This is a genomic window from Paenibacillus sp. FSL W8-0186 (genome assembly GCF_037969765.1).
Classification (GTDB): Bacteria; Bacillota; Bacilli; order Paenibacillales; family Paenibacillaceae; genus Fontibacillus; species Fontibacillus woosongensis.
Genome location: NZ_CP150207.1, coordinates 3,774,201 through 3,800,216 on the forward strand (window position 1 = coordinate 3,774,201; position 26,016 = coordinate 3,800,216).

Sequence of the window (26,016 nt, forward strand, 5' to 3'; positions counted from 1 at the left end):
ATTGAACAAGCAAGTAAATGCAGCCGCCTGGCTGGCGGAAATCGAAGATGAGCTGAACAATAACATTTTGCGCTTTTGGATGGAGCGTACTGTAGATGTGGATCATGGCGGATTCATCGGGGAAATGGATCATGCCGGAGCAATCCGCCCTCAGGCTGCAAAAAGCCTTGTCCTGAATGCACGTATCCTCTGGACATTCTCGGCAGCCCATCGCGTTTATCCGGATGCCGGATACTTGCGTATCGCCGACAGAGCGTACAGCTATCTGCAGGACAAATTCATGGACCATGAATTCGGGGGGCTGTACTGGATGGTCGAATACACCGGCCAGCCGATTCAAGACAAAAAACAGGTATACGGCCAAGCCTTCGTCATTTACGCGCTGTCGGAATACCATCTGGCCTCAGGTCGTCCCGAGCCAGTGCAGCAGGCCATTCGGCTGTTTGAGCTGCTGGAAAAGCACAGCTACGATTCCATCCATCAAGGCTATATCGAGGCTCTCGCCCGCGATTGGCAGGTTACCGATGATCTGACCTTAAGCAACAAGGATCTGAACGAGAAAAAGTCGATGAACACCCATCTGCACGTGCTCGAGGCCTACACCAATCTGTACCGGGTATGGCCATCGGATACACTGGAACGGAAGCTCAAGGAGCTGATCCACGTCACGCTGGATCATATCATCAATGCGGAAAATGCGCATTTTCACCTATTTTTCGACGAAGAGTGGAATGTAAAAAGCACGCATATTTCCTACGGCCATGATATCGAAGGCAGCTGGCTGCTCGTGGAAGCGGCAGAAGTGCTGGATCATGACCGCGCCCTGCTGGAGCGAGTCAAGCAAACGGCCATCGCCATGGCCGAGGCGACGCTTGCCGAAGGCGTAGATCAAGACGGCGGACTATGGAATGAAGCCGATGAGCAAGGGCTGACGGATACCAACAAGGATTGGTGGCCGCAGGCGGAAGCAATGGTTGGCTTCTATAATGCCTACCAGCTTACCGGAGACAAGAAATTCATGGCGGCAGCCCAAAATTCCTGGCAATTCATTCGCCGATTCATCTCCGATCCCGTGCATGGCGAGTGGCACTGGGCCGTACACCAGGATGGCACTCCCATTAAGACGGAGCCCAAAGTGAGCGCCTGGAAATGTCCTTATCATAACGGAAGAGCTTGCCTGGAAATGATCTCCCGTTTGGATGCACTAATTTAAAAAATGGAGGCAATTCGTATGAACATTCAATTTGCGGAAAGAAAAGCAGCATTAACTAAGAAGTATGAATCTCTGATCGCCCGTCCCAACGAGAAACTTCCGTTCGGCAACGGCATTTATGACCGCTATCGCTATCCGGTGCTTACTGCCGAGCATGCGCCCTTGATCTGGAAATATGATTTTAACCCGGAAACGAACCCGTTTTTCGCGGAAAGGCTTGGCGTTAACGGCGTTTTTAACCCGGGAGCCATCGAGCTCAACGGCAAATTTTATCTGGTCGCCCGGGTAGAGGGAGTCGACCGCAAATCCTTTTTCGCCGTCGCCGAGAGCGAAAGCGGCATAGACGGCTTCCGGTTCTGGGATCATCCAGTCGTCCTCCCGGAAACCGAAGATCCCGATGTCAACGTCTATGACATGCGTCTCGTGAAGCACGAGGACGGCTGGATATACGGCCTGTTCTGCACGGAGCGTAAAGACCCGAACGCGCCAAAAGGAGATTTGTCCAGCGCGATCGCCCAATGCGGCATTGCCCGCACGAAAGACCTCGTGACTTGGGAGCGTCTGGCCGATTTGAAGACGAAATCGCCGCAGCAGCGCAACGTAGTGCTGCATCCCGAGTTCATCGACGGCAAATATGCCTTCTATACCCGCCCGCAGGATGGATTCATCGACGCCGGCTCCGGCGGCGGAATCGGCTGGGGACTGTCCGCATCGATCGAGCAGGCTGTCATCGATGAGGAGATTATCGTCGATGAACGGCAGTATCATACCATTAAAGAAGTGAAGAACGGCCAGGGACCCGCCCCGATCCGCACGGATGCCGGGTGGCTCCATATTGCGCACGGGGTGCGAAATACAGCAGCGGGACTAAGATATGTGCTGTACGCATTCGTTACCGATTTGCAACAGCCGTACCGCATTACGCACAGCCCAGGCGGACACCTGATTGCCCCGGATGGCGAAGAGCGGGTCGGCGACGTCTCCAACGTTGTATTTTGCAATGGAGTTATCGCCCGTGAGAACGGGGAAGTGTATATTTACTATGCCTCCTCCGATACACGCATTCATGTGGCTACGACCACGGTCGGGCAATTGGTCGATTACGCTCTGCATACGCCGGAAGACCCGCTTCGTTCTTATGCATGCGTCGAACAAAGAATTGGGCTTATCGATCGCAATATTCGTTTCATGGCTGAAAACGTATAAATTCTATCATCTTAATAAACAGCAGAAACCTCGCCCTGCGGCGAGGTTTCTTTTACATTGCCCGAGCCCTTGAAGGCTTTAACTTACTGGTCAAATGGATGCATGCGCTGCCGCTCCTGGCTTCGAGGCTGATTGCCGGTACAGCAGCTCTACCGAAATGAGCCACTTCTCCACCGCCCGGTTCGAATCGGCCAGCCGATCCAGCAGCTTCGTGACCGCGCGTCTGCCAAGCTGCTCCTTCGGAACACTCACCGTCGTAATCGCAGGCTCAAAGCGGGCGGCATCGTCAATATTGTCAAAGCCCGTAACGGTAATATCCTCCGGCACGCGAATGTCCAGCTCCCTCAGGATGCCAATGGTATGCAGTGCAATCGAGTCGTTCGCACACACCAAGGCGGTTGGCAAAGCCGCCGGTTTGGACTGCTTTCTGGCCTGCAGCCATTCCTTCAACCCCGGGCCGAATCCGCCGGTCTCCACGCTGTCCAGAAATAGCATCGGGTCGTTATGCATCTGCACATCAAGACCATTCTCCTCCAAAGCGCTGCGAAAACCGATCCATCTGTCGCGAAAGCTTCTGGAGAAATTCAAATTGCCGAGAAAATGCAGCTGCCGATGGCCAAGCCCAATCAAATGGTTCGCCATCCGGTAGGTTCCATCGACGTTGTTTGCAAAAATTGAATCCGCGGGGATCAAATTATCCTCATGGTCAACAAGCACCATCGGCAAGCCGGTGCGATGGACTTCCAGCAGCAGGCTCGTAGCGATTTGGCCTACGCCAATCATCCCGAGAATGCCTTCAGGGTTGATGATATTCATCATTACTTCCGTTCTCGGCTCGGAAACGATGATCATGCCAAGGTTCTGCTCCTCAAGCTCGTCCGAAATCCCTTCCAATACTTTGCCCCAATACAGGGATTCCTTGTTCTGCGAGCGGATATTCGGCATCAGTACGAGTACCGATTGCTTCCCCGGGGGAATGACCGCCGTTCCCATGGCCGGCCTAACGTTCTTAACATAGCCGTTCTTTTGATTGAAATAACCGAGCTGCGACGCGGCCTGAATCACCCGCTCCTTCGTCATTTCGTTAACGCCTCCCTTGCCGGACAAGGCTTTGGAGACGACAAACTTGGATACGCCGAGATGATCGGCGATTTGCTGCATCGTTACCTTCTTCAATGAATACTACCTCCGGACATACACCCTTATAGTGAAATCGCTTTGTTATATAATTCAATAACAAATATAACTTCATTATAACAAATTTATCCCTGCCCATGCATTGGTGTTTGTCCAATATATTTATGATTTAATCGCCGGAATTAAACAATGAGGCTACCCAGTAAATGCTTCGCTGAGAAACCTGCTGCAGCAAGTTCGCCGCCTTATCGGCGAAGCGGTCTACCGGCGTTTGCTCGGGCGCGGGCAGCAGCAGGCTGTCCGGAGTTTGCAGACGCTCCGGGACTTCAGGGAGAGGAGCATCCGCCCTTGATGGCTCATTGTCCTGAGGCCGCCTCTCCCAAAACGCTTCCCGGTCAGCCTGAACCCGCCCGGTTTCTACATCAAGTTGGTCATACTGCCGGCCGATTACGGCAGAGACAGGACTATATATGCGGTTCGTCCCCGTCTCCGCCAGCTGCATGCCAAACGTTATGCCCGCTACGAGCAGCAATCCGTAGAACAATGCTTTTCTCGTCGTACGTGACAATGAGATCCCCCCTTACTATTTCTCACCCCGCAGGATGTTTCGACGCGACCTGCTTCTGCCCGTCCTTCTGCGGCGGCTGTCCCTTTGTCAGCGAGCCGGCCTTCTCCGCTTCCTGGCCTTCCCAATAAATATCCGCGATGATCCCGGCCAGCACGCCGGCGGTTCGCTCCAGTTCCTCCCGGGTGTTGTCGATCCCGCCAATTTCGATTAGTACGCTTTGCGGCGAAAGCGACTGATTATATTCCCCGTTCCCTTGGGAAGAAGTCTTGCCCCATATCCCCCTGGATATTCCGGGATAGGACTTCTCCAGACGCTCGTGGATCGAGCTGGCAAAAGCCTCGTTTTTCCGCCAATTTTCGTTCCCATGTCCGATAATGAAATAAACCTGCGCGTAAGACACCCCGTCGATCGTCGTCGTCGTTTTATCATGCCGCTGCGAGTCCCGGTGGATATCGATAAAATACTGCAGCTGCCCGTTTTGGGACATCGCTTCCTTGACGGTCTGCCTCGAGTATTTATAAGAGTAGTTATAACTGTAATTTTGCACAGTTGCCGCGTAATTCTCATAAGCATGGAGCGTAGCCACGCCCTTGCGTTCCAGCGCCTTGGCCAGTGCGTCTCCGACCAGGCCAACATTCATCATATCTTTAGATGAGCTCGGATTGGTTGAATCTATGCCAAGAACCGGGTTAAACGATTCCTGCGGGTGTGAATGATAGACCATGACGATATTTTTATGGCCTGGCTGAATCGGCGGCTCGTCCTCCCCCTTACTGTCCGCTTCAGGGGCTGACGGCTGAACCGGCTCCGCATCGGGCCCCTGGCCGTGATCGGGCTCGGGATGATCCGGACTGCTCCCGTCCGCGCCAGCCCCTGGCCGATAATCCTCCGGTGCCTGCACCGTCTTATTCCCCGACCCTGTGCGCAGCAGTATCGGACTATCTGCGCCGAGGCCTGGGACTTCGCGGGCTACCAGACTCTTGGGATCGGACGGATTCACATCCGTCAGCAGCTGGACTACGAAATTCGTCATCTGTTTACCCGAAAATGAGCTCATTTCTTTTTCTGGCACCATATGAGGCAATTCCATGCCCACCATACTGATAAAAAACCGGCTTGATAATGAAGAAGCCAGTCCTTTCATGGATGAGACCGGAGAAGTATTCAGCTGTTTTTCCGCAATTCCCCCTACGCCAAGCAGCAGGAAGAAAATGACCGACAACACCGACAGCAGCAGAAATGTCTGTCCCATAGCAAGCATGCGCATCAGATTGTGTCGCATTCGGCCGACATTCCAAGTTCTAAACCATCTCATTTTGTGAAGCCCTCCTTTAGCCGAAACCACTTTCTATACTCCAAATCTATGAACCTATCCCGGCAAGTAGAACCCTTACTCTCACAAAAAAATAAAGTCCGCTAGATTGCGAACTTCATAGGATCGGATTAGAACCGGACACAAAAGGAAACCCCATTTGAAAGGAACCGGCCATCCGCCGATGAACGGGCAGATTTCGATCCGTCTTCCAAATGAAGCATCTCCCTTTATTGCGTATCAGCTTTTAATGAGTATGTGCAGCGACATTATCCTTGTCTACGGCCTGATGCAAGGAAATATTCAGTCCGGTGGCAATAACGTTGGCGATGTCTTCGATAAACTCGTCAATTTCCTTTGGCGTCACAATGAGATCATGGCCCAATGGTTCAAGCACCTCTTTCACTAATCCCAATCGCTCGCCTTCGTTAAGCTCTGTCAGCAGCCCCATGATCCGCTTGGTGTTGCTCTGTTCGCTTCCATTCTCTGCGTTGAAATGGGACATCATCATATCGAGCGCGTTATTGACGATCGTCGACGCATAGCATACGGTTGGAACCCCAATCGCAATGCAGGGAACGCCGAGAATTTCCTTCGTTAGCCCTTTGCGTTTATTGCCGATGCCCGAACCCGGATGAATGCCGATATCGGCGATTTGAATCGTCGTGTTGACCCGCTCCAGGGAACGGGAAGCCAGCGCATCAATGGCGATGATCACGTCGGGTTTCGTACGGTCGACGATCCCTTGTACGACTTCGCTGGATTCAATTCCCGTGATGCCCAGCACACCCGGAGCGATCGCACTGACCTCGCGGTATCCTGGGGCCACCTGGTCCGGCGTCAGCTCGAAATAATGCCGGGTCACGATGACATTCTCCACAACCAGCGGTCCGAGCGCATCGGGCGTAACATTCCAGTTGCCCAGACCCACAATGAGGATCGTAGCACCGGGGCCGATACCGATTTTACTCAGAAAGGCGATGAATTCCTTGGCAAAAGCGGCGGACACCCTTTCCTGCAGCTCGCTGTCATGACTGCGCAGACCGGGAACCTCCAGGGTAACGTAATGGCCGACCAGCCGGCCGATTTGGCGTGAAGCCCGCTCGTCCTTCACGTCCAGACGAGTGATTTTAATCCCGTTTTGCTCTTCAACTTCTTCATGAATCCCGGTCACCGGCCCGCCGTGGACCGTCTCCGCAAGCTCTTTAGACTCTACTGCCAAATCCGTACGAACCGAATATTTCCGTAAATCCAGATTCATCTGAGGAAGACCTCCCTTTTACGTTATCATCTTATATTGTGCGGGAGGATGATAGACATTATGCAGGTCTTTTCTTTGCAATGAATTTATTGCATTTTGCCTTACTGCGTGATAAAATATTTTAAGTTGTGAATCATCTGGGATGATATTTGCTTTACAGGAGGTGAATGCAATGCCAAACATTAAATCCGCTATCAAACGCGTAAAAACTAACGACAAACGCCGTGCTCTGAACGCTTCGCAAAAGTCCGCTTTGCGTACTGCTGTTAAAGCTGCCGACACTGCGCTGGTCAACAATGAAGTAGAAGTAGCTAAAACAGCTTTCGCTGCAGCTGCTAAGAAATTGGACAAAGCCGTTACTAAAGGCTTGATCCACAAGAATGCTGCTGCCCGCAAGAAATCCCGCTTGGCTAAAAAATTGAACGCCCTTACGTCCCAAGCGTAAGCGCCGTTATTTATAAACTTAAGCTCAAGAAGACCTGAACATCACTGTTCAGGTCTTTTTGGTACTGCTTTATAGATAAGATGGTTCCCGACATTTGCTCCATTATGCACCCAGACGCAGCAAAAACAGCTCAATCCCGAGCACCTTGTCGATCCCCCCGCTCTTCATTTGGTGATCCAGCTGCGCTAGCTCGGACAATACCTGGCGCAGCTTGGCCGTCTCAAATCTCCGTGCCTGCTCGCCGGCGATTTTCACCGCATAAGGATGGAGCCCCAGCTGCGAAGCCATTTGCTGTTGGGAATAGCTCTGCCGCCCGAGTTCTTTTACCTGCAGCATAATCCGAAATTGCCGGGCAATGAGCGCCGCGATTTTGATTGGTTCCTCGCGCTGCTTCAGCAGCTCATAAAAGATGTCCAGCGCCTGCTCGAGCTTGAGACCCGCAATGCATTCCACCATGGTGAATACGTTTTGCTCCGTCGTACGCGCTACCAGCTGCGCTATGGCGGACTCATCGATAACGCCGCCGCTCCCCGCATACAGACACAGCTTCTCCAGCTCTACGGCCAATGCAGCCATTTGCACGCCGCTGGCGGCGATTAGTGCATCAGCCGCCTCCCGGCTCATGGTGCAGCCTCGCTTCTCCGCCTGCTTGACCGCCCATGCCGCCAGTTCTCCGCTGCCCATTGGCATAAACGAGAGCACCGTGCCCGCCGCCTTGATCGCCTTGACGATCTTCTTGCGCTCATCGAGCTTCTCGCCTTGAACGACGAAGACAAGCACGCTGTGCTCGGCTGGATTCGCCATGTATGCTGTTAAAGAATCCAGCCTGTGCTCCACCTTGCCCCCGTCCCTACCCGCCGTGAATACAGAAGCGTCCTTGACCACGATCAGCTTCCGCGGTACCAGAAACGGCAAAGTCTCCGCTTCTTCGATGACCGCTTCAATCGGCGTTTCGCTCAAATCAAAGGCAGCCATAGCAAAATCGCGCTGCTCCTCATCGACGACATGCTTCTCAAGCAAGGCGATGAATTCGTTGATTTGGTATTTTTCCGTCCCATAACATACATATAAAGGAGAGACTCGCCCCTGTTTTATATCCTTGATCGCCGTTTTACTATCCATTCGGCTTCCCCTCTCATCTCACCAATAGTCCCTGGCAGGCAGTATTTCTATATTCGCTCCTGCCATTTATGCATTCGTAATACTATGATACTGTGAAATCCAGGTTTCGTCCAAACGCATTTGCCGAACCCCGGACTTACAGCGGCGTTTCCGCCGGCATAGACAAACAAAGGGACCTCCGCCGTCAGGCGAACAGGTCCCTTTGTCCCGAAGCATCTATATAAACGCGGGCTGAAAAGCTCTAGAAACTTTCCCGCCGGCGGTCATACGACGTTCAGGGCTGATTCTCTTTATGTCTTTTATATTTATAACCTATTCCATATCTCTTCAAATCGTGCTGCTCTTATTTATTTTGGGAAGAATTTTCCGCATCCGCCGCCGCTTTAACCTGTACGGTATGCTTTACAACGCTGCCGTCCACATCCGTCTCATAGGTAAAATTCGTGCTGTCGCCGGACCATTCTCCTTTAAGCCATGTGCCGCTAACCTGTTCTTCCTTCACGAGGACGTACTCCTCAGCATTAACCTCGTAAATGGACAGATGATTCCCCATCAGGACAGCCTGGTACGCTCCATCTGGAGAACCCCATTCTTCCGGTATAGCAGCAATGCCGTATGGAGTAGTCGGAGCTTGCCGGTCTGGCGGAGACCCCTGCATGTCAGGTGCCATTGGAGCCATTTCCATCCGCTGATCAGCCACATCCCCGTGATTCGCAGGACTGCCTGCAGCCGGCGCTCCTTCGTCCAGATCCCCCTCGGCTGCTCCGTTATGTTGAACTGAGCGACTGTCAGCGCCGCCCGAATAATCAGCCGTCGGACGACCGGCGCCCCCGCCGAATCCCATATTTGCATCTGCGTCGGCTCCGGAGGAAGTATCCTTATTTCCCCCATCGTTCTTCAAATCGGCTCTCTTCTCTGGAGCAGAAGCTCCTGGCGATGAGGACTGACCGTCACCGGTAAGGGAGTCCGCATCTCCTGCACTGTCCGGGCTTGCTTTTTGAGCTGCACCTGGATGCTCGGCCGTTTCTGGGGAAGCTTGGTTCTCGGCTTCCTCCGAGCTTTGCGCCGCAAACGGATCGCCTGAAAATGGTTGATTCAAGGATTCCGCGCTATCGTTAGCCGTCGATAATTCCGCATTGGGAATCGTTCGCGGCTCATATTGCGTGATGAAAATACCCAATATGACCGCCGCTGCAACCGTGCCGAAAATTCCCGTCCGGAATCTGCGGCTGCGCTGCGCCGCCTTGCTATCGCTTCTGCTGCGCAGGCTGCTCGGGCTGGCCGCTGCCGACGCGGCTACCGATCCGAGAATGCCATCGTCCTCCACTGCACTCCCCTCTTCAAGGCGGGCCCGGTCAATCTCATCCAACTGCGGCAAGATCCGGTCAACAAGGCTAAAGCGCGGGGTTACATCCGGAAGCTCGCTGAGTTTTGCCGACAACTCGTTCAGAAGCTCAAATTCCTCGGCACAATCACTGCATTCACGAATATGCTCGAACAGCAAAGAGGTTTCCTCGTCATTTAAATCATGGTCGATATACCGGTGCATCCATTCCACCACCTCCGCGCACTTCATCCTGATACACCACCTTTCTGATAATCTTGGAGTAAATGCTGAAGCTGCTGCCTTGCCCTGAATAAATACGATTTCACCGTATTCAATGGCAAATTCAAGCTATCAGCGATTTCGTTATACGAAAAGTCCTGCAAATACCGCAGCACCACAACGGAGCGATGATGCTCGGGAAGCTGATCGATCGCTTCGCGGATATCCTGCGCAATATAACCGGACATCACTTCACGCTCGACATTATCCTTGCCTTCGAACACGATTTCGTGCTCTTCGATCGATACCGTTGGTTTTTTTCTGCGAAACTTGTCGATGCAGATATTTGTCACAATCCGCTGCACCCAGGTTTTGAATTGGGCCTTTTCCTCATAAGTATCGATTTTCGTATAAATCCGGATCAGCGCTTCCTGGGCTGCGTCATGCGCATCCTGTTCATCATTTAAAATATAATAGGCCGTGCGGTATACTTGATTTTCTATTTCTCGCAATAGGGTGATTAGAGCGTCGCGATCGCCCGTTTGAGCGGCTCTGATGAGTTCCTGCTCCACCACAAAGGCTCCCCCTTCCTTGCAACCTTACAGACGATATCGACAGGCGATATGTTGCAATGTTGTTACTATTTTTTGTTAGAAATTTTTAGTAATAAAGTCTTACATTATCCTATAACAGCCTGAATCTCACCTAAGAATACCAGAAAAAACGAAGCCCGTCACCACGGGGAAACCAACTTGTACCGCACGCGAATACGGCCGTTTTCCACTTCCATTTGCACCTCGCCGTGCTGATCCGTGCGGTAAATCCGGCTGCCCGAAGAGGCGATCCGTTCTACGACGGACGGATGCGGGTGACCGTAGCTGTTCGAAGCCCCGGCTGATATGACAGCCGCTGCAGGACGCCAGTATTCAAGCCATTCCGCGGATGTCGATGTTTTGCTGCCGTGATGGGCGATTTTCATTACATCTATAAATATAGAAGATATACGGTTTGCTAGATTGCTAGTTCGGCTCTCCCCGGCAAGCTCCTCCAGAACCCGATACTCCGCCGCTTCGTCCATGTCTCCCGTAAATAGAAACGTCGCGCCAGTCATCTGCAGTACAAAGACGATCGATTCATGATTCTGCTTTTTACTGTAGAGAATCTGCCCCTGAGGAGATGCATCCGGTTCGGGTGACAAAATCCGCAGCTCGGTCGCTGCATCAAGCTTTAGCCCCATTCCTTGCCTGGCGGCATAAATCGGCATTCCCTTATGAAGCGCCGTATCCATCAGCTTGGCGATCGTACTTGAATCGCTAAGCGATCCATTGATCAGCAGCGCGTCCACCGGAAACTGTTCGAGCACCGCCTGCAAGCCTCCAGCATGATCCTGATCGCCATGCGTTAGAATGACCGCATCGAGCCGGTTGATCCCGCGTTTTTTCAACAAAGGAACAACGGTCTTGGCCCCTACTTCAAAGGGCTCGCGACGATTTCGCCAAGCCTCCTCCGGTTTGCGGAACGAAACGGTGCCTCCCCCGTCCACAAGAATATTCCGGCCTTCCGGCGTAGTAATCAAAGCGCAATCCCCTTGTCCCACATCGATAAACTGGACATGTCCTTTGCCCTTCATATTCATAGGCTGATATCCTAAATATAATTGGACGAGCAGCAAGCCAGCAAGCCCTACTTGCAGCAGGTGTTCGGGGCGGAGCTTGGCCACGTTCAGCCACTTACCGCCGCGGCGGCCTCTCCAAGCCCGCTGCTTCGCTAGTGGATCTAGCGGCTGCGTGTCATCGCTTCCTTCCAAGTCAGCCTGACGAACAACGCGGCTGCGGTGCCTAAAATACAGCAGCAAATAACAAGCGGCATAGAATATGGCCATCCACATTAACGAAGGAGATTTCCAGTAAGTCATGAATCCGCTGCGCGCATTCAGCCATTCTGTCACGATGAACGTTGCCGTGTTCAGGAGCCGGACCGGATAAGCGATCCATTCCCCAAGAGGCAGCCACAATGCGCTTAACAGCAGGGCCGCCGTGCCGCCGGGCAGAGCGATCATCCCGATGATCGGGACAAGCAGCATATTAGCTGCCAAAGATAGAAGCGAAAATTGGTTGAAATAATAAATAGTCAGCGGAAAGGAAACGAGTTGCGCAGCGACCGTTATCGCAGCGGCTCCGGCGGCCTTGGCGGGCAGCCACCGCAGATAGGGCATGAGCAAGGGAACGAATACGATCAACCCCGCCGTCACGATAAAAGAGAGCTGAAAGCTCACGTTCAGCATGTAGTAAGGTTCCCATAACAGCATCAATAGAGCGGCCGCGGACAGGACATTCAGTCCGTCCTTCAGGATGCCGCGCCGCAATAAATAGATCCCGATCATCGTCATTAATCCCGAGCGGATCACGGAAGGGGAAAATCCCGTAATCAGCACATACACGGGGATGAATAAGAACACGATCCGGTAGGCACTTTCTCTGGTCACCCGGCACAGGCGCAGCACTCCGAAAATCAAGCTTACATTAATCGCGACATGACTGCCGGATATAGCCAGAATGTGCGTCAGTCCAAGCTGGGAGAACTGCGCGTACTTCTCGGGCTCCAGCTCGCTGGCCAGGCCGATCAATAGTCCTTTCATATAACCCGCCTGCCAGTCCGGGAACAGCCGCTCGATGCGTTCGCCAAGCCCCCCTCGGGCAGCGTCAACCTTCCCGAGCAGCATAGACGGGCTGATCTTGGCGTCCGCCTCTACCTTCACGGAGGAAATGCCTGCCGCTTTGAGAAGCCAATGGACCCTTTGCGTCCGCAAATACTTGCGATAGTCGAAGCCGCCAAAATTACGGGCCTCGTTCGGCCTCTCCAATGTGCCTTCCAGCTCAAGCCGCTGGCCTCTTCGCCACCCACTTGCGGCCGCAGCTTCCTCTATAGATGCCAGCCGCAGCTGCACGTTCAGCTTCTCACCGCCCGCGTCCTCAGATCTCACAGCTGATTGCAGACCCGTAAAGGATACCGATTCAATCCGAAGCGTAAAATCCGCGCGGTCGCCGTCCACTTCCACTGGAGACAGCAGCATTCCCCGAACTTGCACCTGTGTCTGTCCTGATTCGGAGACAGCAGCTGTACCCAAGTCGCTTGCGGCCAACCACTCGGACAGCCTGCTCACATTTCTCCCATCATGGTACGACCAATAAGCAGCCCCAAGCGAGAACATCAGTACGTATATAAGCAGCTTTTTCCACGGGCAGCGGGAAATCAAGCCCAGCAAGGGCAGGACAAGCCATGTCCCCGCCCAAAACAGCCAAAAGGCCGAACCTTCGTGCAAATAAGCCAGAGCGCTGCCGGCAATCCAACTGCATACTGCCATTACTAAAGGCCTGTGGCGCATCATCGAGCTCCTCTCTAAAAAAGACTTGTTCCAAGCCTTGCCAGCTTCCTCATCACAAAAAAAGAACCCCATCTGCCGCAGCAGACGAGGTTCTTCCTTCATCTCTTATGCTCTTATGCTCTTATGCTCTTATGCTCTAATCCTCAACCCGTCCATCCGTTTCCTTCGGAGGCTGATATGATTCCAGGCGCCGGAAGGTAATCCCCTTCTGGGCCATCATCGCCGAAACCTTGCCCGTGTCCTTCGGATAAGGACGGTGATAAATAATTTCCGTGATCCCGCTGTTCGCCAGCATATTGGCGCACGTCCAGCACGGCTCGTCGGTCACATAGACGCTGGAGCCCTCCCGGTCGATCCGGTCCGTGAACAGCAGCAGGTTCTGCTCCGCATGGATCGTGCGGACGCAGCGCTGCTTCTTGACCATCTGTTCCTGACCGTCCACCGTCACCATTTCGTATTCCTCGGCGATCATGCAGCCCGCTTCCGAGCAGTCAGGCACTCCCGACGGGGCGCCGTTATAGGCCGTTCCGAGCAGCTTCTTCCCCTGGACAAGCACGGCGCCCACATGCCGCCGGTTGCAGCGCGATCTCGTGGATACCATGTATGCGATATCCATAAAATACGTATCCCAATCTTTGCGTGTATCTGGACTCATGCTTTAATTCTCCTCTTACAGTTTGATATAAGGCTTTAATTTCTGGAACACTTTCTCCCCGATGCCCTTCACCTTCTTCAAATCACTCAAGGAATTAAAAGAGCCGTGTTGATTCCGGTAGTCTATGATCGCCTGCGCCTTCTTCTCGCCAATGCCCGGAATGGTTTGAAGCTGCGAACTGTTCGCTGTGTTTATGCTCACCAGCCCGTCCTGCGGCGAGGGCTCGGCAGACGGCTGCAGCGGTACCGCGGCTGCGCTGCTGTCAGATGCCAGCGGCACAGCAGGGGCGGCGCTTTGCTCAAGCAAGCCCGCCTGCCCGGCTCCATCCGGGCCAGGATTCAGGCTATCCGCCGAATCCGGCACGGCAGCACTGCTGCCCGCAGCCAGGTTGCCCTGGCCTGCCGCGGCCTGAGCCGGGGCTGCCTCTGCTTGTGCCGCAGCCGCCGAAGCTCCCCCCTGCCCGCTATCGCCGGCCATCGCGGCAGCAACCTCGCGGTTTACCGGTGCCCAGCCTTCAATGCCGGCAGGACGGCTCCCGCCAACGGCAAACAGCATCAGACCAGCCCCGAGCACAGCTGATACGACCGCTGTCATTACGTACTCCCGTTTCAATTTCATCGCTCCTATCTCAAAAGAATCTGTCCAAAATGTCATGAAGATCCCATCAAGATGCATACATATATAAACGACGAATATTTTTGTGCTTAAGCACGAAAGGGGGAAACAGGATGAAAGTCGCTTTCATCGGAACGGGATCGATGGGAAGCCTGCTCATTGAGGCTTTCCTGCGTTCCGGTGCACTGTACCCGCATAACCTGCATGTCAGCAACCGAAGCAAATCCAAAGCGGAAATGCTGGCTTTGCGGCATCCCGGCCTTCACGTCGCGGCCAGCAATGCCGAGGCTGCCCTAGGAAGCGATATCGTATTTATTTGCGTAAAGCCCCATCACTTCCCAGAGGTTATCGCGGAAATTCGCAGTGTACTCCTCGAGACGCAACTGCTCATCTCCATTACAAGCCCTGTGCTGATCTCCGTGCTGGAAGAGCAGGTCCCTGCCAAAATCGCCAAAATCATCCCCAGCATAACTCATTCCGTACATAGCGGCGCCTCGCTCTGCATTTATGGGGAGCGGGTTCAGCCGGAGGACCGGCTGCTGCTGGAGCAGCTCATGTCCTCGATTAGCAGGCCGACCCCAATCAAAGAGTCGGAGACGAGAATCGCCTCCGACATATCAAGCTGCGGCCCTGCCTTCGTGAGCTTCATTGTACAGCAATGGGCCAAAGCGGCAGCACAAATGACCGGTATCAGCATGCCGGAAGCGCTAAGCCTCAGCGCGGAAATGCTGCTCGGTACAGGCCGGCTCTTAACGGAAGGCGGCCTGACGCCAGAGCAACTGCAGCGCCGCGTTGCCGTTCCCGGCGGCGTCACTGCCGAAGGACTCGCTATATTGGAGGAGCGCCTTGAGGGCGTATTCCTAAGTCTGATTGAGGCGACGCAGCGGAAGCACGAGGCTGATCTGGCCAAGCTGGCCGCTCTTTTCGACGCCGTCAAACCTGCCGCAAACAGCTCTGTCAGCCCTGACCATGGTGATTTAGAGTCAGACAGACCTGAAATGCTCTAGCCGACCACGATATTGACGAGCTTGCCCGGAACCGCGATAACTTTGCGAACAGCCTTTCCTTCAATAGCCTGTTTCACATTCGGCAAAGCCATACTGTGTTCCTGCATCGCTGCCTGATCAAGATCCTTGGCTACTTTGGTGCGGTCCACGATTTTGCCGTTCACCTGCACGACGATTTCCACCTCGGAATCGACTGTCCAAGCCTCGTCATATACCGGCCATGGCTCATAAGTGACGCTCTCGTTATGGCCAAGGCGCTCCCACAGCTCTTCCGCCAAATGCGGAGCCAGCGGGGACAGCATTTGCACGAAATTCGCCGCAGCGGCTTTCGGAATAACGTCGGTTTTATAGGCCTCATTTACGAAGATCATCAGCTGGCTGATCGCCGTATTGAAGCGCAGTGCCTCGAAATCTTCAGTCACTTTCTTGATCGTTTTATGCCAAGTGCGTTTGAAATCATCCGCGCCTTCGCTATCGTTGATTTTTGCGTTCAGGCTGCCATCCTCGGCGACGAACAGGCGCCAGATCCGGGACAGGAACCGATGCGTTCCTTCTACTCCGCTTGTATTCCATGGCTTGGTCGCCTCCAGCGGACCCATGAACATCTCATAGACGCGCAGCGTATCAGCACCGTATTCGTTCACGATCACGTCCGGGTTGATGACGTTGCCGCGGGACTTACTCATCTTCTCGTTGTTCGTACCGAGGATCATTCCTTGGTTGACCAGCTTGTGGAACGGCTCCTTCGTAGACACAACGCCCAGATCATATAGAACCTTGTGCCAAAAACGGGCGTAGAGCAAATGTAGCACCGCGTGCTCGGCTCCGCCGATGTACAGGTCAACCGGCAGCCACTCTTCCTGCTTCTCCTTGGAGCACAGCTCCTTATCATTGTGCGGATCAATGTACCGCAAATAATACCAGCAGCTTCCTGCCCATTGCGGCATCGTATTTGTCTCGCGGCGCGCCGGAAGGCCCGTCTCTGGATCTGTTGTATTTACCCACTCCGTGACGTTAGCGAGCGGCGACTCCCCCGTACCGGAAGGCTCGATATGATCAACCTCCGGCAGAAGCACCGGCAGTTGATCTTCCGGCACCGGCTTCATCGTGCCGTCCTCGAGATGCAGGATCGGAATCGGCTCCCCCCAATAGCGCTGGCGGCTGAACAGCCAATCGCGCAGGCGGTAGCTTACTTTCCCGCGGCCTTTGCCGTTCTCCTCCAGCCAAGCGATCATCTTCTTAATCGCTTCTTCGTTGCGCAGACCGTTCAGGAAATCGGAATTGACGTGCGCGCCATCCCCTGAATAAGCTCCTTCCGCAATATTTCCGCCCTCGACAACCTCGATAATCGGCAGATCGAACTGCTTTGCGAATTCATAGTCGCGCTCGTCGTGTCCAGGAACAGCCATAATCGCGCCTGTTCCATAACCAGCCAGCACATAATCCGCAATCCATACCGGCAGTTTCTCGCCGCTCACCGGATTGATCGCATAGGCTCCGGTAAAGACACCGGTTTTTTCTTTCGCCAGATCCGTACGCTCCAGATCGCTCTTGCGGGCAGCCTGCTCCCGGTAGTCTGACACTGCGGCACGCTGGGCTTCTGTCGTAATTATCTCCACCAGCTCATGCTCTGGCGCAAGCACGGCATAGCTCGCTCCAAACAAAGTGTCTGGACGTGTCGTGAATACCGTCAATGTCTCATCGCTTCCCTCGATCTGGAATACGACCTCAGCCCCTTCGGACTTGCCGATCCAGTTGCGCTGCATATCCTTGATGCTCTCCGACCAGTCGAGCTCCTCCAGATCCTCCAGCAGTCGCTCGGCGTATTCGGTAATCTTCAGTACCCATTGCCGCATCGGCTTGCGGATAACAGGGTGGCCCCCGCGTTCACTCTTGCCGTCGATAACCTCTTCATTAGCCAGGACGGTTCCGAGCGCCGGGCACCAGTTGACAGGCACCTCAGCCACGTAAGCGAGACCTTTCTTGTAGAGCTGGATAAAGATCCATTGCGTCCATTTATAATATTCCGGATCCGTCGTGCTGATCTCCCGATCCCAGTCGTAGGAGAAGCCAAGCGACTTAATCTGGCGCCGGAAGTTGTTGATGTTCTTGACCGTAATGTCGCGCGGATGCTCGCCAGTATCAAGGGCATGCTGCTCCGCAGGCAGGCCGAATGCGTCCCAGCCCATCGGGTGAAGCACGTTATAGCCGCGCATCCGCTTGTACCGCGAGACGATATCCGTCGCCGTATATCCCTCCGGATGGCCTACGTGAAGGCCTGCCCCCGATGGATAGGGGAACATATCCAGCGCATAAAATTTCGGTTTGCCCGGCTCCTCCGTAGTTTTGAATGTTTGATGCTCATCCCAGTATGCCTGCCATTTCGGCTCAATCGCCTGGGCACGGTATACATCGTGAGATTGATTGTTATTGCTCATGATCTTAAACTCCCTTCAGTGAATAAAAACGCCGATTGACGTATTTTCTAATTGCAGACAGGCCATCAAAAGAAAAACCTCCCGACCCATAGCGTATCATCGCTAGGGACGAGAGGAGTATTCCCGTGGTACCACCCTAGTTAGCTTCCGGCATGCTTTGCCATCCGCTCCCTTTGCACCCTTAACGCGGGCAAGACGATGATGTTTCCGGGAAGGCAAGCACCTGCCAATCGAGGCGCAGAATCCCATTGCATCATAACTCCGAGGCGAGTTCATTTGCATTCTCCAACCGGCTTGCACCATGCACCGGCTCTCTGGGTGGCAGAATTCAAACTATTATTCCTCTTCAAAGTTCTTGAATATCCATTTTGATTACCAATCATTATATAAAAATGAAACAGCCTCGTCAATGATAATTGAGGCGCGACCTCCTGTTTACAGCGCCCTGTATTGATAATGATCGTAACAAACAGGCTGACCGTCAATCAACGCTTCCGATCCGGCTTCTTCCTTTATATATAAACTCAGCCCTTTGCCGCAGATCATTCCCGTATATTCGACCTGAAATTCTCTATCCATCTTAAATCGGGGTTGAATTTGAGACATCACGCTGGCGAATTTTCCCAGATCAAAGATTCCGCGTTCATTTGCCGCCGCAGCGCCCACCGCTTCAACCACGACTCCGCTCCTGCGTCCGCGGCACACGACAAGCTGATAACCGTCCTGCCGGCGTATTTCATATGGCCCGCTCAAGTATACGGCGAAATAAGTGTCTTCCACTTGACCATACAATGCATCTGGCTCCTGCAGCCACTCCCCTTCGGGAATAACGCCGATCACTTCGCCGCGAACCGATTCCGGCAGCGGATATAGCGCCATAACCACATTTTGATGATAGAGCACCTCCGTCCATTCGCTTTGATGGCGGGGATCGCGGCCGGACTCATCATATCCTTCCCCAGGATGGAAAAAGTACAGCTGATTGCCTAACCCGCCGAGGCGCACCGGCAAACTGAACAGCCAGCGCAGCTGCTCGTTGTCGAATTCCTTGACCCTCTCCCATAACCCGCCTGCCGCAAATTGTTCAGTAATATATGCATAAGAGTGCAGCACTCGCCTCTGACCCTCGACCGTTTTTAGGAGCGAACGGCACACCTCGGAAGGCTGCTTTCGATCTAACGCAATACGCAGCGCGCTCTCCGGAGCAGCACGGAACAGAAGACCGGCATATTCCGTTCGCGGCATCTCTTCCGGGAGCGTAAAGTTGCCGAACTGCACATAATCATGCAGAACGTTCGCATCCCTTGGCGCGTCATGAGGCCAGCCGCGGGAATGTGCGCCGACCCAGGCGCCTTTTAAATACAGGCTCGCTCTTAATGTCCACAGATGATCCAGCATTTCGGCCAGCTCCGCCTTAATTTCCTCATGCTCCGCCAGCTCGAAAGCGCAGGTGAACGCCTGTATCCAGTGCCAAAACCACGGCAGCGAGCCGTATTCCGCCATCCCCTCCCGCTGTATAAGCTCAAAAGTGCGCTGCAGACAGTTTCTCCCGTCTTCAACTAAAGCCTGATCACTGTACCTTTGGCCAAAAATCAGCTTGGCCGCGGTGAATTTCGCTTCATGATGACCGTAATGTTCAAGCGGCCTGCGATAGAAATTGCTCTCATATACATTTCTTAATGCTGCTTCAAAGCTCTCCGCCAGCTTGCTGCTCATATGCCGGGCGTAGTTATGATAGAAATAAACCATCAGGCTTCCCATCAATTCAACGGGCAGCTCGTGAGGCCCGGCTTGCTCGGGAACCGGATGCAGATTAAGCGGCCAATGCCCGTACATCGGGCTGTCCGGATCATTCTGCTGCAGCTCGAGCACCCGCTGGAGTACCTTTTCAGCCAACTGCTTGCCCTCCGAACGATCGAACCCCGGCTCCTCCTCCGGGCTAACGGCAGCCGCGAATAGATAAGATGCGTAGTAATAGTTATCGCGAATATCGCCATGGAACCACAGACCGCTAGTTAACAGCGGCTGGTGCCGCGCTTTGGCCGCCACCTTCCGTACAATTTCGTTCATTCTTTGCTGATACTGACTCATAAGTTGACTTCCTCCTGGTCCCTAGTTTATCTGGATTACTTCGTTTCTTCTCTTGAGGCAAATGATCCAAACCGCTTGCAAAATAAACGCAAACGGATTAATATGAACCTATATGAACATTTTAAACCAAAGTGAACGAAAAGAGGAGGCTTTTTTAAAATGGAAAGACGTTATGCATCTCATCCCAATGAAGTAAAGCAGTTCGACACAGACCGGCTTCGGAAGGAATTCCACATCCCGACCCTATTTACGGCCGACAAGCTGGAGCTTGTCCTGACTCATGAGGATCGCCTGATTATCGGCGGCGCTTATCCTGTGAAGCAAGATGTGAAGCTGGAGACCGACCTGAAGGAGCTGGGCGTGTCCTTCTTCCTGGAACGCCGCGAGCTTGGCGCCATCAACGTAGGCGGCCCTGGGACGATTATCGTCGACGGCACAGAGTATGACCTCAATACAAAAGACTGCTTATTTGTTGGAATGGGCTCGAAAGAAGTTATTTTCCGCAGTAAAGATGCCAGCAAACCGGCCAAATTCTATCTGAATTCAGCGCCTGCGCACAAAGAGTTCCCAACCGCGAAGACGACGCTCGGCGAAGCCGACTCCAGCGCTCTTGGCTCAATTCAGAACTCCAACGACCGGACGATCCATCGTTTTATCCATGCGGACGGTATTCAGAGCTCCCAGCTGGTTATGGGTATGACACAGCTTAAAACAGGCAATATGTGGAATACAATGCCAGCGCACGTTCACCCGCGCCGGATGGAAGCTTATATGTACTTCGACCTTCCCGAAGATGCGGTCGTCATCCATCTGATGGGCGAACCGACAGAAACCCGCCATATCGTAATGAGAAACGAAGAGGCAGTCATCTCTCCTAGCTGGTCCATTCATAGCGGTGTGGGAACGAGCAATTATACGTTCATCTGGGGCATGGCTGGCGACAACAAAATCTACAGCGATATGGACGCCGTAGCCATGAAGGATTTAAGATAGAGAGATAAATATTTACGGAAGAGTTGAGATGGTATGAGTCCGATTAGACGGCATGAGAGAATCATGGAAGTTCTGCTGACGAATAAAGAGGTGACGGTTGCGGAGTTAAGCGACAAGCTGGGGGTAACCGGCAAGACGATTCGCGAGGATTTGACCCGGCTCGAGGAGCAGGGTTTGATTGTTCGCGTTCATGGCGGCGCCATTCTGGCGCAAAGCGATCAATTCGGCATCCTCCCTTCCAAGGAACCGCTCGCGAAGCATGCGGATGAGAAAGCCGATATTGCCCTTAGAGCGTTGCAGCACATCGAACCTAACGACATCATTGCGCTGGACGGGGGGAGCACGACATTGGAGATTGCCCGCCGTCTTAGCAATGAGCCGTTAACCGTCATTACGAATGATGTCTATATCATCAGCGAACTGGCCGCGAAGGACAATATACGTCTCGTCGTCCCCGGCGGCTACCGGGTTCGCAACATGCTGGCCGGGCCGGAAGCGACTTCGTATATTCAGCAGTTGAACATTCAAAAAGCTTTTATTTCGGCGACAGGCATTCACCCGGAACATGGGTTATCGATTTATACCGGAGACCTGATCGGCTTCAAACGGGCTTTAATCGAAACCGCCCGCGAAGTCATCGCCGTCATTAACCATCATAAATTCGGGCAAACCGCGCTGCGGACGTTCGCCTCCATCAATGAGCTGACCTGCATCATTACCGACAGCGGACTGCCGGCCGAGGTTGCCCGCCAGTACAGCAGCGCGGGAGTATCGATCGAGTGCGGAAACAATAAGAACTTCTAACCATTTATGAAGGAGAGTCCAACCCATGAAATTGTTCGATTTAACAGGCAAAACCGCTCTGGTAACAGGTACTACCGGCGGATTGGGACAGGGTATCGCCATCGGGCTTGCCGAAGCTGGAGCGGATGTCGTCTGTGTATCCCTTGGCCGCAGCGAAGAGACCGTGAATCAAATTAAAGGCCTTGGAAGAAAAGCGACCGTCGTTCAAGTCGATTTAAGCGATCACAGCAAATTAGAGGCAACCTTTAACGAGGCGCTTAAGCTGACAGGCCAGATTGATATCCTGGTAAACAACGCCGGTATTATACGCCGCACACCGGCTAAAGACCATAGCGCGAAGGATTGGTCCGATGTGCTTGACCTGAACCTCAATACGGTATTTCTGTTGTCGCAGCTTGCAGGGCGCCATATGCTGGAGAGAGGCAGCGGCAAAATCATCAACATCTGCTCGATGCTCTCCTATCAAGGCGGCATCAACGTTCCAGGGTATACGGCCAGCAAGCATGCCGTTGCCGGCCTGACCAAAGCCTTTGCCAACGAATGGGCTAGCGGCGGCGTACAGGTTAATGGCATCGCTCCGGGTTATATGGTTACGGATAATACCGCGCAAATTCGCGCGGATGAGAACCGCTACGCTTCAATTACGGACCGGATTCCTGCCGGACGCTGGGGAACGCCGGAAGACCTTAAAGGCTCGGCGGTATTCCTCGCCTCCTCCGCATCCGACTATTTGAACGGCCATGTTCTCTGCGTAGACGGAGGCTGGATGGCCAGATAATTCATTTCGGTTCCAACAGGCTTTACTAAAAAAGAGACATAAAGACTTGGATAAACGTCTTTATGTCTCTTTTTTCCATCTGCATTATTCAGCCAAAAACTTAATGCTGCGGGCATGCTCATTGATATGAAAATGCCCCTCTTCGGCCTGAAGTATCGTCTGCCCGTTTATTTGTAACCGAATAAATGTCACCCCATCGACAACTCTGTCCTGATCAAATCCGTAAATCCGGTTCGGCTTGGCGTTATCTCCTGTGTAGCTGACATTGCGAAATGTAATATTCTCAATGCGTGTGCCCGGCGCAGGGTTATAATCGGGATTATGCACCACCCGAATATCGATCAATTGTCCCAATTCAAAAGGCTCCACGCGAATATCATCATATCGAACGTTGCGGACAGTATTCTTATCACCCGCATTGATCGCCATCGCTCCCCAATAGTTCTCTTGGGGCTCATGATGTTCAAGAATATCCAAATTCTCGAACACGATATCTTCGATCGTATCCCCCTCCTTTTCGTAATCGCCATGCGTGCCAATCATTATCGGGTGCGCCACATCGGCCCATAATACCGAATTGCGGACCTTTACGCCGCTTGTGCCTCCACGATAATCCCAGCGGGTTCCGTAAATGGCAATACAGTCATCCGAGGTACGAAGGAACACATCATCGATCTCAACATCCGAGCTGGCCATCATATCGATGCCATCCGACCAGCCTCTTGTGCTGAATGATTTAAAATTTCGGATCCGGATCTGCCTCGACTTCCCGATATAAATACTGTAGTGAGGAGGGTCTATGAGAATTAACCCCTCAACCTCGATATTACGCGAGAACCCGATACGGATGCCGCGGAAGGCAGAGTATCTGTGATACTCGGATAAATACAGAACGCCTCTTCCTTTAATGGTTACATCCTGTACATGTTCGCAAACCAGCGAGCCCACAACGATAGCACCGCCTGCAATATAGACCGTTTTCCCGGACGGAATCCGCAGTATCGTCTCTTCGATATAATGCAGCCCCGGGGCAAAATATAGAATGTCAGGCTCCTGTCCCGAGCTGTCTAGCGGCGTCTTAAGCAATCTCCATATATCCGCGGCACGATGAACGGCCGTTTTTCCCGGCCGCTCTAATACGACTACACCGGGATCATCCGGCTGGGGAGCATCCTGTTCCGGTTCTCCAGCAAACAGATGCAGGTTGCGAAACCGTTCGCCATTGATCTCCACTGATAATTTCACGGAACGGTCGACCACAAAACGGATGATCCCGCTCTCGTGGTCTGCCTTTATTTGCGCAGAGAGCGGGCGGATGACCACGGAACGTATGTCGGTAAACAAGCATTCAATTTCCACTTCAACGATGCCTTCGCGGTCAAAATAGGTCATCGCTGCCTTACGAACGTGATGCATGTCCACTTTTACCTCATAAAGAAACAGCTCCTGCCAATCTCCATCCTTGGCCCGCGCACGAACGCGATAATCCTTCGAACCAACGGCTCCTTCGGGTGCTGAATAGATTACGGTCTTGTTCATCTGTATCCCCCAGTAATTCATAGTTATTTGCTAGTTAAGAAATACAGCCGGAGTAGAAATACCCGGCTGTATTTAAACGATGATTCTATGTTTCCCGCCCCTATCCTTTTGTTGCGCCTGCGGCAATGCCTTTGACGAAATACTTTTGCAGAAAAATAAAGGCAAGGAGCACCGGTACGACCGACATCGTCGTCCCCGCAAAAATCATATCCCAGCGGGAGGAGAATTCACCGATGTAACGATAGATTTCCACAACCATCGTCTTCGGCTGGCCAGACGGAAGTACCAGCATCGGCATGAGGAAGTCATTCCATATCCCGAGTCCGTTCAGCACAACCATGCTCGCCGTAACGGGCCCCAGAAGCGGGAATACGATCATCCAGAACGTCCTTACTTTGGAGCATCCGTCGATTTCAGCCGCTTCTTCGATTTCAAGCGGAATACCTTTGACGAAGCTGGAGTACAGCAGGCTGCCGAAGCCGACCGCCCCGGCGATATAAATCATGATGGGGCCTGCCAAGCTGCCGTACAGGCCGAGCATTTTCAATTCCTTGAACAAAGGGATCATATAAGCCTGGAACGGAATCATCATCCCGGCCAGGAAGTAGACGAACATAAATCTAGTCCATCTCGTATTTCTGCGCTGGATCGCATAGCCTGCCATAGGGATAATAATCACCTGGAACAGGATGGAAACGACAGTCAGAATCAAGCTGTTTACGATCGCTAAAGGATAGTTCGTTTCCGTCAGCAAATATTTAAAGCTGTCCAAATATAACGATTGCGGAAAAGAGATCGCGTCGCGCATAATTTCGGCGTTGCTCTTAAAGGCCGACATAATATTAAAGAAGATCGGAAAGAAGAAAATGACGGCGATCACCAGCGTGATCAGGAATATGCTCAAATTTATGAGTGTTTTTCGTGTTTTCAGTGTCATATTACATTTCAACCTCCCTCTTCTGGAGGACTTTCACCTGGAACACGGTAATGATCAATATGATGAAGAACAGTACCAGCGCCAGTGCGGTGCCGAATCCTTGCCGCAATTCGCCGAAGCCTACTTTATAGATGAGATACGTCAATGTTTCGGTTTCAAAACCAGGACCGCCGTCGGTCATGACTGCGATTTGGTCGAATATTTTCAGGGCGCTAATCATAGCTAGAACCATACATACCGTAACCGATCCGGCCAGGAGCGGGAAGGTGATATGACGGAATTGCTGCCAGCCGTTGGCTCCATCGATGCTTGCCGCTTCATTGAGCTCTTGCGGAATGCCCTGCAAACCTGCGAGATAAATAATCATATAATAGCCTGCGCCCTTCCATACGGTAGATAAAATGACGGCCAGCATGGCATATTTGGGATCGCCCAGCCAATCTACGGCGAATGCGCCTAATCCGAGTTTGTCCAACATTTGATTCACGACGCCGAAGTTGTAGTTGAGCATCATGGCCCAGACGAACCCCATGACGATGCCGCTTAGCAGGGTCGGAAAATAAAATATGCTTCTGAAAATTTTACTTAGCCAGCGTACTTTATCGACGAAAACCGCCAAGAGAATGGCGACGATATTTTCAAGAATAACAAGACTAATCGTTAATACCATCGTATTTTTTAATGCATTGTGAACCCTGGGACTATTCCAAATTTCCACGAAGTTGGCCAATCCGATGAATCGAACATCAGAGCTGATGCCATCCCAAGAGGTGAAGCTGTAATATACACTTCCTAGCGTCGGAACAATCACGAAGAGGGTGTACAATATAAATGATGGCAGGATGAAATACAATGCGTAAGGCTGCCACGTTTTCTTTTTTTTAATGGTAGGTGTAGCCATAGTTTCTCCTCTCCCTCCCTCAATCGCTCGTATGAAAAGAAAGGGAACCCCCGAAGAGGTTCC

General features: G+C 52.8%; 22 protein-coding genes and 1 other annotated feature. Of the genes, 7 read left to right on the plus strand and 15 right to left on the minus strand.

Annotated features, from left to right (window positions below):
- Position 1 precedes the first annotated feature (1 nt).
- On the plus strand, positions 2-1,213 hold the full coding sequence (locus MKX50_RS17095; RefSeq protein ID WP_213590104.1) for an AGE family epimerase/isomerase: 1,212 nt from the start codon (positions 2-4) through the stop codon (positions 1,211-1,213).
- Between the two features lie 18 nt (positions 1,214-1,231).
- Entirely contained in the window at positions 1,232-2,419 is a 1,188-nt protein-coding gene (locus MKX50_RS17100; RefSeq protein ID WP_339157405.1) for a glycosidase, read from the plus strand.
- A 90-nt stretch (positions 2,420-2,509) separates the two neighbouring features.
- Here the strand turns inward: MKX50_RS17100 and MKX50_RS17105 are convergent, their stop codons facing one another.
- From MKX50_RS17105 to gpr, 4 genes are all read right to left on the minus strand, one after another.
- Positions 2,510-3,595 carry a LacI family DNA-binding transcriptional regulator gene (locus MKX50_RS17105; protein WP_213590100.1) on the minus strand — a complete coding sequence of 362 codons (1,086 nt, stop codon included), beginning with the start codon at positions 3,593-3,595 and terminating at the stop codon, positions 2,510-2,512.
- Positions 3,596-3,725: 130 nt separating this feature from the next.
- A complete protein-coding gene (locus MKX50_RS17110; RefSeq protein ID WP_339157406.1) occupies positions 3,726-4,124 on the minus strand; it encodes a hypothetical protein in 399 nt (132 codons plus the stop codon).
- A 22-nt stretch (positions 4,125-4,146) separates the two neighbouring features.
- Positions 4,147-5,439, minus strand: coding sequence for a stage II sporulation protein P (locus tag MKX50_RS17115; RefSeq protein ID WP_339157407.1), 1,293 nt, complete (start codon positions 5,437-5,439; stop codon positions 4,147-4,149).
- 244 nt (positions 5,440-5,683) lie between these two features.
- Positions 5,684-6,697 carry a GPR endopeptidase gene (gene gpr / locus MKX50_RS17120; protein WP_213590094.1) on the minus strand — a complete coding sequence of 338 codons (1,014 nt, stop codon included), beginning with the start codon at positions 6,695-6,697 and terminating at the stop codon, positions 5,684-5,686.
- A gap of 172 nt (positions 6,698-6,869) precedes the next feature.
- Here gpr and rpsT point away from each other — a divergent pair, with 172 nt between their 5' ends.
- Complete coding sequence (gene rpsT / locus MKX50_RS17125) at positions 6,870-7,142, plus strand: 30S ribosomal protein S20 (RefSeq protein WP_155610473.1); 273 nt, start codon at positions 6,870-6,872, stop codon at positions 7,140-7,142.
- 102 nt (positions 7,143-7,244) lie between these two features.
- Here the strand turns inward: rpsT and holA are convergent, their stop codons facing one another.
- From holA to MKX50_RS17155, 6 genes are all read right to left on the minus strand, one after another.
- Positions 7,245-8,264: a DNA polymerase III subunit delta gene (holA, locus tag MKX50_RS17130; RefSeq protein ID WP_339157408.1), complete on the minus strand. Its 1,020-nt coding sequence runs from the start codon at positions 8,262-8,264 to the stop codon at positions 7,245-7,247.
- Positions 8,265-8,607: 343 nt separating this feature from the next.
- The gene (locus tag MKX50_RS17135; protein ID WP_339157409.1) at positions 8,608-9,840 is read right to left on the minus strand and encodes a zf-HC2 domain-containing protein; all 1,233 of its coding nucleotides are present in this window, start codon (positions 9,838-9,840) and stop codon (positions 8,608-8,610) included.
- Positions 9,837-10,385, minus strand: a complete 549-nt coding sequence (locus MKX50_RS17140) for a sigma-70 family RNA polymerase sigma factor (RefSeq protein WP_213590088.1) — start codon at positions 10,383-10,385, stop codon at positions 9,837-9,839. The genes MKX50_RS17135 and MKX50_RS17140 overlap by 4 nt, the downstream gene beginning before the upstream one ends.
- A 158-nt stretch (positions 10,386-10,543) precedes the next feature.
- On the minus strand, positions 10,544-13,297 hold the full coding sequence (locus MKX50_RS17145) for a ComEC/Rec2 family competence protein (RefSeq protein ID WP_339157410.1): 2,754 nt from the start codon (positions 13,295-13,297) through the stop codon (positions 10,544-10,546).
- 34 nt (positions 13,298-13,331) lie between these two features.
- Positions 13,332-13,850: a cytidine/deoxycytidylate deaminase family protein gene (locus MKX50_RS17150; RefSeq protein ID WP_213590086.1), complete on the minus strand. Its 519-nt coding sequence runs from the start codon at positions 13,848-13,850 to the stop codon at positions 13,332-13,334.
- A gap of 15 nt (positions 13,851-13,865) precedes the next feature.
- A complete protein-coding gene (locus MKX50_RS17155; protein WP_339157411.1) occupies positions 13,866-14,468 on the minus strand; it encodes a ComEA family DNA-binding protein in 603 nt (200 codons plus the stop codon).
- A 110-nt stretch (positions 14,469-14,578) separates the two neighbouring features.
- Here MKX50_RS17155 and comER point away from each other — a divergent pair, with 110 nt between their 5' ends.
- Positions 14,579-15,472 (plus strand): late competence protein ComER, encoded by an 894-nt coding sequence (comER, locus tag MKX50_RS17160; RefSeq protein ID WP_213590082.1) that lies wholly within the window; start codon positions 14,579-14,581, stop codon positions 15,470-15,472.
- Here comER and leuS read toward each other — a convergent pair.
- Together leuS and MKX50_RS17170 are read right to left on the minus strand one after the other, a co-directional pair.
- Entirely contained in the window at positions 15,469-17,910 is a 2,442-nt protein-coding gene (gene leuS / locus MKX50_RS17165) for a leucine--tRNA ligase (RefSeq protein WP_213590080.1), read from the minus strand. The two genes, comER and leuS, sit on opposite strands and share 4 nt — an antisense overlap.
- A 101-nt stretch (positions 17,911-18,011) precedes the next feature.
- Positions 18,012-18,269, minus strand: a binding site (T-box leader).
- 76 nt (positions 18,270-18,345) lie between these two features.
- Complete coding sequence (locus MKX50_RS17170; protein ID WP_339157412.1) at positions 18,346-20,001, minus strand: hypothetical protein; 1,656 nt, start codon at positions 19,999-20,001, stop codon at positions 18,346-18,348.
- Positions 20,002-20,160: 159 nt separating this feature from the next.
- Between MKX50_RS17170 and kduI the strand changes: the two genes are divergently transcribed.
- Genes kduI through kduD form a run of 3 tightly spaced genes read left to right on the plus strand, consistent with a single transcriptional unit; the run spans position 20,161 to position 22,576 of the window.
- On the plus strand, positions 20,161-20,994 hold the full coding sequence (gene kduI, locus MKX50_RS17175; protein ID WP_213590077.1) for a 5-dehydro-4-deoxy-D-glucuronate isomerase: 834 nt from the start codon (positions 20,161-20,163) through the stop codon (positions 20,992-20,994).
- 33 nt (positions 20,995-21,027) lie between these two features.
- Positions 21,028-21,798 carry a DeoR/GlpR family DNA-binding transcription regulator gene (locus tag MKX50_RS17180; RefSeq protein ID WP_213590075.1) on the plus strand — a complete coding sequence of 257 codons (771 nt, stop codon included), beginning with the start codon at positions 21,028-21,030 and terminating at the stop codon, positions 21,796-21,798.
- A 25-nt stretch (positions 21,799-21,823) separates the two neighbouring features.
- A complete protein-coding gene (kduD, locus tag MKX50_RS17185) occupies positions 21,824-22,576 on the plus strand; it encodes a 2-dehydro-3-deoxy-D-gluconate 5-dehydrogenase KduD (protein WP_213590073.1) in 753 nt (250 codons plus the stop codon).
- A gap of 84 nt (positions 22,577-22,660) precedes the next feature.
- Here the strand turns inward: kduD and MKX50_RS17190 are convergent, their stop codons facing one another.
- The 3 genes from MKX50_RS17190 to MKX50_RS17200 all read right to left on the minus strand — a co-directional run bounded on the left by MKX50_RS17190 (position 22,661) and on the right by MKX50_RS17200 (position 25,953).
- Positions 22,661-24,115 (minus strand): glycosyl hydrolase family 28 protein, encoded by a 1,455-nt coding sequence (locus tag MKX50_RS17190; protein ID WP_339157413.1) that lies wholly within the window; start codon positions 24,113-24,115, stop codon positions 22,661-22,663.
- A gap of 100 nt (positions 24,116-24,215) precedes the next feature.
- Entirely contained in the window at positions 24,216-25,052 is an 837-nt protein-coding gene (locus MKX50_RS17195; protein ID WP_213590069.1) for a carbohydrate ABC transporter permease, read from the minus strand.
- Position 25,053: 1 nt separating this feature from the next.
- A complete protein-coding gene (locus tag MKX50_RS17200) occupies positions 25,054-25,953 on the minus strand; it encodes a sugar ABC transporter permease (protein WP_213590067.1) in 900 nt (299 codons plus the stop codon).
- Between the last annotated feature and the right edge of the window lie 63 nt (positions 25,954-26,016).

Excerpts from the sequence above, each read along its gene's own strand:
- MKX50_RS17135 (WP_339157409.1), bottom strand. The coding sequence starts at position 9,840 with ATGAAGTGCGCGGAGGTGGTGGAATGGATGCACCGGTATATCGACCAT.
- MKX50_RS17200 (WP_213590067.1), bottom strand. The coding sequence starts at position 25,953 with ATGGCTACACCTACCATTAAAAAAAAGAAAACGTGGCAGCCTTACGCA.
- comER (WP_213590082.1), top strand. The coding sequence starts at position 14,579 with ATGAAAGTCGCTTTCATCGGAACGGGATCGATGGGAAGCCTGCTCATT.
- MKX50_RS17150 (WP_213590086.1), bottom strand. The coding sequence starts at position 13,850 with ATGAGTCCAGATACACGCAAAGATTGGGATACGTATTTTATGGATATC.
- MKX50_RS17155 (WP_339157411.1), bottom strand. The coding sequence starts at position 14,468 with ATGAAATTGAAACGGGAGTACGTAATGACAGCGGTCGTATCAGCTGTG.
- kduI (WP_213590077.1), top strand. The coding sequence starts at position 20,161 with ATGGAAAGACGTTATGCATCTCATCCCAATGAAGTAAAGCAGTTCGAC.
- MKX50_RS17100 (WP_339157405.1), top strand. The coding sequence starts at position 1,232 with ATGAACATTCAATTTGCGGAAAGAAAAGCAGCATTAACTAAGAAGTAT.
- MKX50_RS17195 (WP_213590069.1), bottom strand. The coding sequence starts at position 25,052 with ATGACACTGAAAACACGAAAAACACTCATAAATTTGAGCATATTCCTG.
- MKX50_RS17180 (WP_213590075.1), top strand. The coding sequence starts at position 21,028 with ATGAGTCCGATTAGACGGCATGAGAGAATCATGGAAGTTCTGCTGACG.
- MKX50_RS17115 (WP_339157407.1), bottom strand. The coding sequence starts at position 5,439 with ATGAGATGGTTTAGAACTTGGAATGTCGGCCGAATGCGACACAATCTG.
- rpsT (WP_155610473.1), top strand. The coding sequence starts at position 6,870 with ATGCCAAACATTAAATCCGCTATCAAACGCGTAAAAACTAACGACAAA.
- MKX50_RS17170 (WP_339157412.1), bottom strand. The coding sequence starts at position 20,001 with ATGAGTCAGTATCAGCAAAGAATGAACGAAATTGTACGGAAGGTGGCG.
- MKX50_RS17145 (WP_339157410.1), bottom strand. The coding sequence starts at position 13,297 with ATGAAGGAAGAACCTCGTCTGCTGCGGCAGATGGGGTTCTTTTTTTGT.
- leuS (WP_213590080.1), bottom strand. The coding sequence starts at position 17,910 with ATGAGCAATAACAATCAATCTCACGATGTATACCGTGCCCAGGCGATT.
- holA (WP_339157408.1), bottom strand. The coding sequence starts at position 8,264 with ATGGATAGTAAAACGGCGATCAAGGATATAAAACAGGGGCGAGTCTCT.
- MKX50_RS17190 (WP_339157413.1), bottom strand. The coding sequence starts at position 24,115 with ATGAACAAGACCGTAATCTATTCAGCACCCGAAGGAGCCGTTGGTTCG.
- kduD (WP_213590073.1), top strand. The coding sequence starts at position 21,824 with ATGAAATTGTTCGATTTAACAGGCAAAACCGCTCTGGTAACAGGTACT.
- gpr (WP_213590094.1), bottom strand. The coding sequence starts at position 6,697 with ATGAATCTGGATTTACGGAAATATTCGGTTCGTACGGATTTGGCAGTA.